Source organism: Psychrobacter sp. UBA5136, from assembly GCF_002414005.1.
Lineage (GTDB): Bacteria > Pseudomonadota > Gammaproteobacteria > Pseudomonadales > Moraxellaceae > Psychrobacter.
Window position 1 is genome coordinate 1 of sequence record NZ_DHYG01000048.1, and the last position, 12088, is coordinate 12088.

The 12088-nt window shown below is 44.8% G+C and carries 14 protein-coding genes; 4 read left to right on the forward strand and 10 right to left on the reverse strand.

The genetic code is table 11. From position 1 onward, the window contains the following. Positions 1-21: 21 nt before the first annotated feature. The 3 genes from B4240_RS06720 to lgt all read right to left on the reverse strand — a co-directional run bounded on the left by B4240_RS06720 (position 22) and on the right by lgt (position 2500). A complete protein-coding gene (locus tag B4240_RS06720) occupies positions 22-594 on the reverse strand; it encodes a dihydrofolate reductase (RefSeq protein ID WP_296237701.1) in 573 nt (190 codons plus the stop codon). Between the two features lie 55 nt (positions 595-649). Beyond that, the gene (locus B4240_RS06725; RefSeq protein WP_296237702.1) at positions 650-1522 is read right to left on the reverse strand and encodes a thymidylate synthase; all 873 of its coding nucleotides are present in this window, start codon (positions 1520-1522) and stop codon (positions 650-652) included. Positions 1523-1615: 93 nt separating this feature from the next. Beyond that, positions 1616-2500 (reverse strand): prolipoprotein diacylglyceryl transferase, encoded by an 885-nt coding sequence (lgt, locus tag B4240_RS06730; protein ID WP_296237704.1) that lies wholly within the window; start codon positions 2498-2500, stop codon positions 1616-1618. 252 nt (positions 2501-2752) lie between these two features. On the opposite strand from lgt, the gene B4240_RS06735 reads away from it, so the two are divergent. Continuing rightward, positions 2753-3580 carry an NRDE family protein gene (locus tag B4240_RS06735; protein WP_296237706.1) on the forward strand — a complete coding sequence of 276 codons (828 nt, stop codon included), beginning with the start codon at positions 2753-2755 and terminating at the stop codon, positions 3578-3580. A 77-nt stretch (positions 3581-3657) separates the two neighbouring features. Here B4240_RS06735 and B4240_RS06740 read toward each other — a convergent pair whose 3' ends face one another. Next, complete coding sequence (locus tag B4240_RS06740) at positions 3658-4179, reverse strand: RNA pyrophosphohydrolase (RefSeq protein ID WP_296237707.1); 522 nt, start codon at positions 4177-4179, stop codon at positions 3658-3660. Positions 4180-4688: 509 nt separating this feature from the next. Between B4240_RS06740 and B4240_RS06745 the strand changes: the two genes are divergently transcribed. Beyond that, on the forward strand, positions 4689-5102 hold the full coding sequence (locus B4240_RS06745) for an OsmC family protein (protein ID WP_296237709.1): 414 nt from the start codon (positions 4689-4691) through the stop codon (positions 5100-5102). 14 nt (positions 5103-5116) lie between these two features. Further along, positions 5117-5542 (forward strand): MAPEG family protein, encoded by a 426-nt coding sequence (locus tag B4240_RS06750; protein WP_296237710.1) that lies wholly within the window; start codon positions 5117-5119, stop codon positions 5540-5542. A 46-nt stretch (positions 5543-5588) separates the two neighbouring features. On the opposite strand, the gene B4240_RS06755 is transcribed toward B4240_RS06750, so the two are convergent. The 6 genes from B4240_RS06755 to hisI all read right to left on the reverse strand — a co-directional run bounded on the left by B4240_RS06755 (position 5589) and on the right by hisI (position 11427). Beyond that, on the reverse strand, positions 5589-6611 hold the full coding sequence (locus tag B4240_RS06755; protein WP_296237711.1) for a tRNA dihydrouridine synthase: 1023 nt from the start codon (positions 6609-6611) through the stop codon (positions 5589-5591). 66 nt (positions 6612-6677) lie between these two features. After that, positions 6678-8177 carry a UvrD-helicase domain-containing protein gene (locus tag B4240_RS06760; protein WP_296237713.1) on the reverse strand — a complete coding sequence of 500 codons (1500 nt, stop codon included), beginning with the start codon at positions 8175-8177 and terminating at the stop codon, positions 6678-6680. A 241-nt stretch (positions 8178-8418) separates the two neighbouring features. Next, a complete protein-coding gene (tatC, locus tag B4240_RS06765) occupies positions 8419-9297 on the reverse strand; it encodes a twin-arginine translocase subunit TatC (protein ID WP_296237714.1) in 879 nt (292 codons plus the stop codon). Continuing rightward, the gene (gene tatB / locus B4240_RS06770; RefSeq protein ID WP_296237716.1) at positions 9297-10010 is read right to left on the reverse strand and encodes a Sec-independent protein translocase protein TatB; all 714 of its coding nucleotides are present in this window, start codon (positions 10008-10010) and stop codon (positions 9297-9299) included. The genes tatC and tatB overlap by 1 nt, the downstream gene beginning before the upstream one ends. 42 nt (positions 10011-10052) lie before the next feature. Beyond that, positions 10053-10325, reverse strand: coding sequence for a Sec-independent protein translocase subunit TatA (gene tatA / locus B4240_RS06775; RefSeq protein ID WP_296237718.1), 273 nt, complete (start codon positions 10323-10325; stop codon positions 10053-10055). A gap of 244 nt (positions 10326-10569) precedes the next feature. Continuing rightward, on the reverse strand, positions 10570-11427 hold the full coding sequence (hisI, locus tag B4240_RS06780) for a phosphoribosyl-AMP cyclohydrolase (protein ID WP_296237720.1): 858 nt from the start codon (positions 11425-11427) through the stop codon (positions 10570-10572). Between the two features lie 346 nt (positions 11428-11773). Between hisI and rpmI the strand changes: the two genes are divergently transcribed. Beyond that, the gene (gene rpmI, locus B4240_RS06785; protein WP_296237722.1) at positions 11774-11971 is read left to right on the forward strand and encodes a 50S ribosomal protein L35; all 198 of its coding nucleotides are present in this window, start codon (positions 11774-11776) and stop codon (positions 11969-11971) included. The last annotated feature ends 117 nt before the right edge of the window (positions 11972-12088 follow it).

A 12088-nucleotide genomic window follows, 5' to 3' on the forward strand; every position in this document is an offset into this window, starting at 1 on the left:
TAATTATTGGGATTGGTATTATTATTTAGTAGCTTGTCTTTTATAAGTCACAAATTTAAAATCTAAGCCACTTTTCTCATCGTGTTTTTGCTCGGATTCTTCTACGACCATAAAATCGTCTGGCAGCTCGGGATAAAACGCATCGCCATCGGTAATGTCAGTCTCGACATGGGTCAGCTCGACACGGTCGGTGTACATCATTGCCTCATTAAAGACGCGCTCGCCGCCGATGACCCAAATGGTATCAAGGTGCGCACCGTGGGCAAGGCTGGCCGCTTGTGTCAGCGCATCGTCTAAATTATGCATCACATAAGCTTTTTCGCTACCGACCAAGCCATTTTTTTCGGCATAATCTAACTGGGTAGTAATGATAAAGCTGATACGTTTTGGTAGCGGCTTGCTGCCCATCGACTCAAAGGTTTTGCGGCCCATAATGACGATACCTTGGATTGCGCCATCACTTTGTTTGGTGGTCATGTTTTTAAAGTGCTGCAAGTCAGCTGAGATATGCCACGGCAGCGCATTTCCTTTGCCGATACAGCGATTGCTACTGATGGCCACGATTTGGGCAACTTCGGTGTTGGCATAACTCATAAGATATCCTTTTTATGGTCTTTTAACAGTCAAATAATATGCAAGCGATAAACATTTAGACGGCAACCTTGGCTTTAATGGCAGGATGCGACTCGTACCCTTCGACGCTGATATCATCATAGCTAAAGGCAAAAATGTCTTTGATGTCAGGGTTTAGCGTCAAGGTGGGCAAGCTATAAAGCGAACGCGTTAGTTGCAATTCGACTTGCGCGCGGTGGTTTTGGTAAATGTGACAATCGCCGCCCGTCCAGATAAATTCGCCAACCTCTAGACCGCATACTTGCGCCACCATGTGGGTTAAGAGCGCGTAGCTGGCAATATTAAATGGCACACCTAAAAATAAATCCGCTGAGCGCTGGTAGAGCTGGCATGACAGTTTATTGTCTGCCACAAAGAACTGAAATAGTGTATGGCAAGGCGGCAGGGCAACTTGCTCGGCTTCCTTTGGATTCCAGCCAGAGACGATTAAACGGCGCGAGTTAGGATTGGTCTTAATTTGTTCAATGACGTCGGTGATTTGGTCGATGCCATCGTTCTCATAATTGCCGTCTTCACGCTTGGTTGCGCCATAATTGCGCCATTGATGACCATAAATGGGACCGAGGTCGCCCGCAGGACGGTTAAAGCGCGCGGTTTGCTCAGCGGTCGCCCACTCATTCCAAATGCGCACGTTATTTTCTTGCAGATAATCGACGTGGGTGCTACCGCTTAAAAACCAAAATAGCTCATACACGATGGATTTAAAATGAACTTTTTTGGTAGTCAATAACGGAAATCCATCGGCTAAGTCAAAACGTAGCTGTGCGCCAAAGTGGCTTAGCGTACCAGTGCCGGTACGATCGCCTTTTTCGCTGCCATGAGACAGGACGTGTTGGAGCAAATCTAAGTAGGCTTGCTCATTTTTACTGTTGTGGTAATTACTGCTCATAAAATTGCTCTTTTACGCTGTGAAAACGTACCTTCACTGTGGTTCTTAATGCTTAATATAGCCTCTAATAAGGCATTTGATACTAAATAATGCTTAATAAGCTGCCTGCTTACCCCAATCGTAAATACCGCGTTTATAGGCGTAAATCAGGATGATTAAGCCAACAATAATCATTGGCGCGCTTAGTATTTGGCCTTTGGTCATCCAGCCGAGCAAAATAAATCCTTGGTCGGCGTCTGGCTGACGGAAAAACTCAATGATAAAGCGGCTAATACCGTAGCCCAATAAGAAGACAGCCGAGACCGCCATACGTGGACGCGGCTTTGAGGAATACCACCATAAAAAGATAAAGAGTAGCAGGCCTTCAGCAAGGGCTTCGTAGAGCTGCGATGGATGACGCGGCAATAAATACTGCCCATTGACCTCAAGCATCAACGCTTGTAGCTCAGGATTGGTTTGTAATTGCTGCGCATCAAAGGCCGCGGCTTGCGGAAAGTAGGTCAGCCAGTTATAGCCACCATCTGAGACGCGCCCCCACAGCTCGCCATTGATGTAGTTGCCGATACGTCCAAATAATAGGCCGGTTGGCACGCAAGGCACGATAAAATCAAGCACCTGAAAAGGCGTCTTTTTATATTTGCGGGCAAAATATAGCATGCCTAATAAGACACCAATCATGCCGCCGTGAAAAGACATGCCGCCTTCCCATACTTTGAAAAGATATGCTGGGTTTTGTAATAGTTCGCCAAATTGATAAAACAACACGTAGCCGATACGGCCGCCCAAAATGACACCAAGGGCACCATAAAAGACCAAATCAGAGACCATATCGGTGGTCCAATTGTCGCGTTTGCTGCTGCGATACCAAGCGAGGCCATAAGCGGCCGCAAACGCCAGTAAGTACATCAAACCATACCAGTGCACTTCCACTGGCCCCAAGGACAGCGCTACGGGGTCAAACTGAGGATGAATCATCATAAAGGTATCATAATTATTGTTAGTAAAATGCTGACTATAATAGCAAAATTCATCCCTTGCGAACACTATCGCGCATACTATGTTAAAGGTATGGATAAATAAATGAACGATTGAATAAATGGCAAAGCGCCGCAAAAACCGCTAAGATAAAAATGTCGCCATTTTTTAGCGTCTTTATGTGGTCATTGTTAGTTTATTTAGATGGCTATCAATTACATTGAGGACATATCCGAACCGTATAAAAGGAAAACTATGTGTATCGTCGCCATTGCTTGGCAGTTATTTGATGAGCTGCCTTTGGTTTTATTGTCCAATCGTGATGAGTTTTTGCAGCGTCCGACAGAGCCGCTGCATCAGTGGGTAGATAAGCCTATTTACGCAGGACGCGATAAGCAAAGCGGCGGTACCTGGCTTGGTATTCATCAACAGCAGCATGGCGATTTTTGTGAGCAAAACGGACGCTGGGCGGCGGTATTAAACTTTCGTGATGGCGTGCAGGCAAGTCATGACGAACGCTCGCGTGGGGCATTGGTCACCGATTTCTTGACCAGTACGCTAAGCCCGCTAGATTTTGCGCGGCAAATCAGCTTGCAAGAGTACGCAGGCTTTAACCTTATTATTGGTGATACGGCGCAAGCAGTCATTGTCAATAATCGTGGTCATGCGCCGACGCCGTTATATGCCGGACTGTACGTACTCTCTAATGGGCAACCAGAAGAAGCATGGTTCAAAACGGAGCGTCTGCGTGGCCGCCTACGCCAAGAGGTCATACCGTTGATTGCTGAAAATAGCGTGCCTGAGTACTGGCAAAGCGCGGCTTTTGCCGTGATGTCGGACAGCACGCCAGCGCCCGCAGATAAGCTGCCTAATACGGGCGTCGATATTACCATCGAACAAGCGCTGTCCTCTGTTTATATAGAATCTGCTGATTTAAGCGCCATCAGCAATGCACCAATGCCAAGCTATGGTACACGAACACAAAGTATTTTAACCTTACGTCGTCAAAAAAATTCACCTAGCGAACGAATCCATGCAGCGCTTATTAGCCGTGAATGCCAGCATCAGACAAATTTAGCATAAAAAAATCCCCCTATTAATAGCAGCTATCAATAGGAGGATTCGTTTTTTTTATTCGCTTGCCTGAGCAATCAACCTCTTTATTCCACCAACAAATGGTTGTTTTGTTCTGGAATAATCAGCTCTTGTTTAAGCGGTAGTTCGCGTACCAATTCTTGCAAGGCGCGACGGTATACCCCGCGTTTAAAATGAATCACTTGTCCGAGTGGATACCAATAGCTGACCCATTGCCAATGGTCAAATTCTGGTTTACCCTCATCAAAGCGGATATGTTGAGTGTTCGGCTCATCTAAGCGCAGCAAAAACCATTTTTGTTTTTGCCCAATACACAAAGGATACTGCCCATGACGCACATAGCGTTTCGGCAGGCGGTAGCGCAACCAATCTTGCGTGACCGCCAGTAAATCGACATGACACGGATGTAAACCGACCTCTTCCCAGAGCTCGCGATACATCGCATCCAACGGCGTCTCCCCGCGGTCGATGCCGCCTTGAGGGAACTGCCAAGCGTTGTGACCAATACGTTTTGCCCACAGAACTTGCCCTTGTGTATTTGCCAAGATAATGCCGACATTGGCGCGAAAGCCGTCTGCATCTATCATGACTAAACCCTTTTAAATTGTCTAAAAATAGCTTATTTCGCCAAGGTACAACGACAGCAATCATAGTTATTATAGGGTGATCACCATCAGTACTATGACAAAATAAGATTCATTACCGTTATTAAACCAAGAAACAACCAAAATGTGTAACAGTATTTTGCTATAAAATGTTTCACAAGATTAATACTTTAAAATCAATCAGTTATAAGCCTACTTTTGTAAGTAAATTCCGCAAATTTTTCTAATAATGATAAGTCGCGGTAACGATAGGTGTATAAATACTTAAATATCGAATATTATTGTTAAAGAATAAATAAGGTAGCGATTTATAAAAGGTAAACAAGAAAAGGTAAACGAGGAAAGGGCGTCATAAATCTGGTTTTGGCTTATGCTACACTAGCAAAAGAAATGCCTAGCAAAATAAAAACGTTGTCATAAAATAAAAAATAACTGTCTTTGAAAAGTCGTTTAAATGAAAAACGTAGCAATTAAAACAAGGAATAATCAAGATGTCAGAGTCAAAAGCAAGCATCACGTGGCAAGAAAACAAAGCCTTTATGGGCGTGTCACCATCAGGACATAACGTCCAAATCGATGCTGATAAAGAAAAAGGCGCCAGCCCAATGGAGCTGATTTTATTAGGGCTCGGCGGCTGTGCCAGCTATGATGTGGTGGCAATTTTACAAAAGTCGCGCCAACAAGTGACAGATGTGCGTTGTGAGCTGACCGCGCAGCGCGCTGAGACCATTCCAGCAGTGTATACCGACATTCATATGCATTTTGTGGTGACGGGGCAAGATGTGAAAGAAAGCCAAGTAGAAAAAGCCATCAAGCTGTCCGCAGAAAAATACTGCTCAGCCAGCCGGATGCTGGTGCAAGGCGGCGTTAATGTCACGCACGATTTTGCAGTAATCGCAGGATAAGGGCGAACAGGCTTATGAATCTATTCTTTGGCTTAATTCCCGATAGCGCTGCGTCAGCTATTTGGGCGATGGTGGTGGCAAGTTTGCTACCACTATTGATGGCGCTGACGGCAAAAGTACTTGGCGGTTTTAATTTGGCTGATAATGCCCATCCGCGTGATTTTCTGCAAGGAACGACGGGCGCAGCGGCTCGCACCAATGCTGCTCAGAAAAACAGCTATGAAACCTTGCCGATATTTTTGGCAGCCGTACTGGTTGCTATGCTATTTTTTGTGCCGCAGTTGATTATTAATACCATCGCTTGGCTTTATGTGCTGATTCGTATTGGCTATTGCGCCGCGTATATTACTAATTTAGCAACGTTTCGCTCAATACTTTGGTTACTGTCAATGGCGTGCTCATTGATGCTATTTTATTTAGCGATTCGGCTCAGTTTTTAGCTTATTCATTTATAAAGCTCATGATTTTATGACAAAGCGGTGATTATTAGCGTAGGCTGTTTTGCAGTGCGTTAATAATCACGGCTTTATTTTTTTCTCGCTTAATACTTTCCCACAGTTGCTGCGCCTCAAAATAACCTTTGGTGAGCATGCCAAGCCACTGCTTATAGCGACCGACTAACACCACATCATTTTTCGCCGCACCTTCCAAAAAATTAATCTGATGGGCAATTAAATCTTGCCATAATAATGTCGCTTTATCGTCTAAAACCTGACTGTTGGCTTTATCAATTTGAGCAATCAAATCAGGACGAGTGACAGCGCCGCGCCCAAGCATTAAGTGGGCGGTGCCTGATTGCGCCATACAGTTTTGCGCGTGCTCTAAATTCCATATCTCACCATTGGCAATCACTGGGATATTAAGCGTATTAAAATTTTGGATTTTCTCCCAATAAGCTGGCGGCTTATAGCCTTGGGTCTTTGTGCGAGCGTGAATGGTCAGCCAATCAGCGCCGCTGTCGTTAATCGCAGCTTTGATGTCATCCATGCGGCTGCTATCGGTATAACCCAAACGTATCTTTGCAGAGACAGGAATATTGGCGGGTACGGCACAGCGTACGGCGCTGATGATTTCATGCATCACTTCAGGCTCGTCAAGTAGCACTGAGCCGCCGCGGTGGCTATTGACGGTTTTTGCAGGGCAGCCAAAGTTAATATCGATCACTGGCGCCCCAAGCTCGCAAGCATAAGCGGCGTTTTCTGCCATTAACTGTACGTCACTACCAAGTAGCTGAATATGAATCGGCGTGCCGGATGTGGTTTTGGCATCATGATGCAATTCTGGCACATATTTATAAAACACATGCGCTGGCAAGACAGTTTGGGTAACGCGAATAAATTCGCTGACCGACCAATCATAAGGACGACCTAAATCTGTCGCAATTTGGGTCAAGATTTGCCGCATTAATGGATCGGTTAGGCCTTCCATAGGGGCAAGAAGGCGGACGGGTTTGGTAAATAATTGCTGTATGGTGTTTTGGCGTGCTTGAAGTTGCTGATTATGATTCATGATCGGAGAGTCAACGTTATAAATTGAGGTCGGCAAAGGCTATGAGGTGAGAGATAGGTGAGAAAACTAAGTATTGCCAAAAATCACCTTTTTTCCTGTCTGCAAGCCTGATATCAAGTCTTTAATATGATGGATATCTAAATTGCTTTGCGCGCGCGTACAAGCAACGTAAAGCAAACGCAGCTCTTCTGGGCTAATTTTTACTGCATTGGTGGTTACATCATAATAAAAATCATCATCGAGCTGTACTTTTCCCCACTCAAGCCCTTTGGCCTTATGCGCGGTTGAGATGACATAATCGGCATTTTCAATACTGGATAAGCTATTGACCGCTTGGCTTAATACATTGGTGCCGTGATCGTCGACCAATTTCACCAATGTTTTGAGATCGCTACCTTCACTGGTTTCAGAATATTCTTGCACGTCGCCCCAATTATAAAAATACGCCAGTTCGGGTACGCCATACGCTGATTTGCCATTTTTTAAGTTTTCAGCTGCCTGACAAAACTTCAGCATACGATCGGTATCGGCTTGCAGAGCAACTCTATGACCGAGTTTTAATCCCGTCAATAATTGCGCCATTGCAGCGGCATTGGTGCGGCAAAGGATGGCATCTTTTTTACTATGCACCATGCTTTTTTCGGTAGAGGATTGCTTATTAGGATTGCCTTTTAGCGGCACGTCTTCTTGCAAGGCTTTAAGCAAGGTATTGGCAATATCCGCAATCGGCTCGCCAAAACGAAAGGATTGGGTTAATAAAGTTTGCGGCAATGGCAATTTTTTCATCGCATTCACCGCGCCGCGCCATTCATAAATCTGCTGATGGGCGTCGCCAACATAAATGACCTGCCGAGGCTGCTGGGTCAAAATGCCCATCATTAAAGGGTCGGCATCTTGCGCTTCATCAAATAAAATAAAGTCGGCTGGAATGCTAGGCTTTGATAACGCCCAAAGTTTAAGGTAAATATCGTGGCCAATACCAGCTGGATGGCGTGCATCAATCGACTGTAACCAGCGCTGCTCAACGGCAGGGTAGAGCATTTCGCGCAGCTGCTCGCTGTCTGACTCAGCAAGCCAGCTTGGGAATTCAATATGCCTTGGGGCAGGATAGCTTGCGTGCGTACTGCAAAAGTTACTGACCGCATCACTGACAAACCGCGACAAGCGTGCCGGCGTGAGGGTAATATATTTATTCACCCCATCCATTTGCCGCCGGACTTGCACGGGTTGCAAGCCCAAATCATCACCCAAACGCTTTGGTGAAAACCTTGGTAACGACAATTTAGCGGTGATATCACGCGGTACATGACGATAAGCCAGTGAGTGGAAGGTGCGGCAATCGACATGACCGGGGAATTTCTGCCGTGCATCGTTGGCAATGGCTTTGTTAAAGGCTAAATATAAGCCGCGACCACGCAAACGCTCACCGATTAATTTAAGCGTCGTCGTTTTCCCTGCGCCCGCATAGGCGACCACTTTAAATGATTTGTGATCCATCGCCATATTGAGCGCGTTCAGCTGCTCATCAGTGGGATCGCTCATATAAGCTGGCATCGATGCGGACATAAAAAGCTACCTAAAAACTAGAAGGGGACAAATTAACGCGGGTAAAAGCAGGTAAAAAAAGCCACTGCATAAACAATGGCTGACTTATGATGACGGTAATATCGAGACACTGTGTTTAAGAAAATAGAAAATGATTGTTTTTAAAATGACTGAGAATGAGGGTAGAACTAAGCTATTAAGAAAGTCATATTAACAGATTAGCGCGTTGGCTGCTTTTTGAATAAATGCCTGATAAGTAGCGTTATTCTTTTTTTAATCCCGCATCGTCTGTTAAATCAAGACCGCGTTCTTCTTTGATTAAAATTTTTGCTAAAAATAAACCGAGCTCAAATAACAACCACATCGGGATGGCAAGCATCAACATTGACACCCCATCAGGCGGCGTAACAATAGCAGCAACGCCAAAACAGCCGACAATAATATAACGGCGTTTGTCTTCTAGGCTCTGAATGGAGACGATACCGACCAATATCAATAGCAAAGTCACCACTGGAATCTCAAAGGTCAGCCCAAATACCATAAAGAGCTTGAGCGCAAAACTCAAATAACTGTCGATATCGGTCATCGGCAAGACGTTTTGCGGCGCGAACATAATAAAGAATTTTAAAACACCTTTAAGGACGATAAAATAAGCAAACGCCACTCCGGCATAAAATAAAAAGATAGAGGACATCAAAACGGGAATAGCGATTTTTTTCTCTTTTTTATATAAACCCGGCGCGACAAACGACCAGATTTGATACAAAATATAGGGCATCGCCAGAAAGGCGGCAACAAATATGCTCAGGCGAATCGGCGCCATAAAGTTAGAGGTAATATCGGTTGCAATCATGGTTGAATTGGCGGGTAACTGGGCAACCAATGGGTCGGATAAGAAGTCATACAATTCGCGCGAAAATCCAACCAAGGCTAAGAATATCACCAATACTGCGACGCATATCTTAATCAGATGGCGGCGCAGCTCAATCAAATGCTCGGTAATGGGCATATCAGCCGTCGAGCTTAAGATATCGCCAGAGTCATCATGCGCAGCCGCATCTGTAGCAGCATCTGTAATAGCATCGATGTCTGAGGTCGTACCTTTTTCTTGACGAGTTTTTTTACGTTTAAATAAACCCACTAATCACTCTCCTGCTGATTGGCAGAAGCCTGGGTGTTTAAAGGATTATCTTCTAAAGAAGTGTCTTCTAAATGGTTGACATGACTGTTTAATAAAATATCGGCTTTGTGATTTGGCAAATAGGGCGGCGGCGGCAAACGACGCGCTTTATCGTAAGCACCAAGACGAAACCACATGTTTTCCCATGGTTTGGTAGTGATGATAAGGGCAGTTTGTTCTGTCACGCTTATAGCGTTATCGTCATGGGCGTCAGCTTTTACATGGTCATGCGATACTTTTGCTAGGTTATTTTGCGAACGATCTTCATAGCTGTAAGCAAACTCTTTTGGCATAGCAGCTTCACCAGAAGATTGGTCATTAACCATTTTGTCACTGTTACTTTGCTCGTCATCAATCACTGGATTATGAGCGGCTTTTAAATGCTGGTTTTGCGAAAATTCAAACTCTTGCATACTGCCGCGCATTTCCGCCATTTCACGGCGCATTTCCGCTTCAGTTTGACGGATTTTGGCAAGCTCTTTTTGCATTTGCTGGCGTGTTTCAGCCAAGTCAAGCTCAGCTTCGATTTCAGATTGCAAAGTAGTCACCGTGCGGCGAATTTTGGCATACCACTGCCCAGCCGTACGCGCCGCTTGGGGCAGCTTTTCTGGCCCCAAGACGATTAAGGCGATGACGCCAAACAGCAGTAATTCAGAAAACCCAATATCAAACATAAGCGTCACATATCACTATCTAGAGGCAGCACGCCTTATACCTTATAGCTTGTGGCTATCATCGGTAGTGGTAGAGCGAACATCGGCGTCATCTACTTTATTAGCTGCCGCACGGTCGGCTGGGTGCGCGTTACCGTCATGATCGAGCACGACTTGCTTTTTTGCATGTTCGGTATTTTCATCTTTCACGGCATCTTTAAAACCTTTGACTGCGCCGCCCAAATCTTTGCCGGCGTTTCTTAGCTTGGAGGTGCCAAACACGACAACCACCACGACCAATAAAATCAGCCAATGCGTAATGGAAAAACTACCCATAATACTATCCTTAGGTCTTGGTTTTTAGTCTTTAAAAGACTTTGAGTGTATAGGAAGTTGCTAGCGTAAACAAAAAGTAGCGATATCTTATGCAAAATAAAATAGAGCTATATTATACCCTGTCGTTGAGGCAAAAAGGCGAAAGCAACAATAATCAAACAGCGCAACAATCGAACACAGAGGCAGTTTGGTTTTTACTACTGCAAGCTGTCAGTTACCTAGCAGACGACCAAATTCAAAAAGTCTAGCGCGCCGCTTTTTCGTCAATTCCTGACAGACCAAAGCGCCGGCCCAGCTCACTCAATACCGCCTCTGAATCTATGTCAAACCAAGCCAAACCAACTAAGGTATGGAACCAAACATCAGCGACTTCATAAATAAGCTCGTGGCGCGCTTCGTCATATTGGGTTTTATCGCTACGTTCATTGCAATTGGCTAAGTCTTTGGCGGCGATGATGCTCTCTGTACTTTCTTCGCCGATTTTTTCTAGTATTTTATTTAGACCCTTTGCGTATAAGCTTGCTACGTACGAGCTATCGGCATCCGCTTGTTTGCGCTCGGCCAATACCTTATCAAGTTGCTGCAAAATAGAGTGATTGGTAGAGACATTGTTATTGGTATTAGTGGCATTATTAGTAGCATCGACTGTATTTTTCGATGGCGCTTCATGTACTTGAGGGGTGACTTTTTCAGTGCCGTTGGCAGGATAAATATCCGCAGGGTCTTTTAACACTTTATCAACCGTTTGCCATTCAGGCGTTTGCCCCGACAAATCCAAACGCTGATAAAAACAGGACTCGCGGCCAGTATGACAGGCGATACCGCCCGCTTGCGTGACGCTCAGCACAATCACATCAGCGTCGCAGTCCAAACGAATATCATGCACGCGCTGGGTATGCCCTGATGATTCGCCTTTATGCCACAACTTGCCGCGCGAGCGCGAAAAATATACCGCCGTTTGGGTTTGTGCGGTCAATTGTAGTGATTCGGCGTTCATCCACGCCATCATTAAAATACGCCCTGATTGCAAATCTTGGGCAATTGCAGGAATCAAACCATCAGCATTAAAATTTACGGCAGCAAGCCAGGCAGGTAAAGTCATAATCTATCTGTCGTCTTAAAAGGAGGAATTAGAAGGTGATAAAAAGGATTAAAAGTCGCGCGCAAACGCTACTTAAACACAGCTTAGACCGACATTCAATAGCTTAAATCAGGAAATAGAGCACAATTATAGCAAGAGGACGTTTTTGGTCGCATTTATTTAAGAGCGATTCACCGACCATAGCAAAGTAGGATTAAAACTTTCCTTGGCAAAACAGCGCGCTATCTGCTAAAATAGCGCCTCCCACCTCGAGGCAAATAGCCGTTTAGTGCTTGTTTTTAAAGCCACTATTCGTAATCAACTATTTGACGACCAGGTTCTATCAAAGACAAAGAGGCAAATCATCATGAAAATTAAGATGAAAACCAGAAGCGGCGCCGCTAAACGCTTCAAAAGAACAGCGAACGGCTTTAAGCGTAAGCAAGCATTTAAAAGCCATATCTTGACCAAGAAATCAGCTAAGCGTATCCGCCAGTTGCGTGGTTTAAAGATGGTGGACAAGTCTGACGAAGCAGCAGTTCGTCGTATGTGCCCATACATCTAATACCTATTGTCATCTGTATTTGATTTGGTCTTACCCGATTAAAAATATTTGACTTTGCAATTTGATAACGATGTCTACCATTTAAAGACATCGTGATTCGTCTAATAATGATTAAAA

What these genes read in the sequence shown, in the direction of transcription:
- lgt (WP_296237704.1), bottom strand. Translation starts at nt 2,500, where the DNA reads ATGATGATTCATCCTCAGTTTGACCCCGTAGCGCTGTCCTTGGGGCCA.
- B4240_RS06750 (WP_296237710.1), top strand. Translation starts at nt 5,117, where the DNA reads ATGAATCTATTCTTTGGCTTAATTCCCGATAGCGCTGCGTCAGCTATT.
- B4240_RS06720 (WP_296237701.1), bottom strand. Translation starts at nt 594, where the DNA reads ATGAGTTATGCCAACACCGAAGTTGCCCAAATCGTGGCCATCAGTAGC.
- hisI (WP_296237720.1), bottom strand. Translation starts at nt 11,427, where the DNA reads ATGACTTTACCTGCCTGGCTTGCTGCCGTAAATTTTAATGCTGATGGT.
- B4240_RS06745 (WP_296237709.1), top strand. Translation starts at nt 4,689, where the DNA reads ATGTCAGAGTCAAAAGCAAGCATCACGTGGCAAGAAAACAAAGCCTTT.
- B4240_RS06725 (WP_296237702.1), bottom strand. Translation starts at nt 1,522, where the DNA reads ATGAGCAGTAATTACCACAACAGTAAAAATGAGCAAGCCTACTTAGAT.
- B4240_RS06735 (WP_296237706.1), top strand. Translation starts at nt 2,753, where the DNA reads ATGTGTATCGTCGCCATTGCTTGGCAGTTATTTGATGAGCTGCCTTTG.
- B4240_RS06740 (WP_296237707.1), bottom strand. Translation starts at nt 4,179, where the DNA reads ATGATAGATGCAGACGGCTTTCGCGCCAATGTCGGCATTATCTTGGCA.
- tatA (WP_296237718.1), bottom strand. Translation starts at nt 10,325, where the DNA reads ATGGGTAGTTTTTCCATTACGCATTGGCTGATTTTATTGGTCGTGGTG.
- rpmI (WP_296237722.1), top strand. Translation starts at nt 11,774, where the DNA reads ATGAAAATTAAGATGAAAACCAGAAGCGGCGCCGCTAAACGCTTCAAA.
- tatB (WP_296237716.1), bottom strand. Translation starts at nt 10,010, where the DNA reads ATGTTTGATATTGGGTTTTCTGAATTACTGCTGTTTGGCGTCATCGCC.
- B4240_RS06760 (WP_296237713.1), bottom strand. Translation starts at nt 8,177, where the DNA reads ATGTCCGCATCGATGCCAGCTTATATGAGCGATCCCACTGATGAGCAG.
- B4240_RS06755 (WP_296237711.1), bottom strand. Translation starts at nt 6,611, where the DNA reads ATGAATCATAATCAGCAACTTCAAGCACGCCAAAACACCATACAGCAA.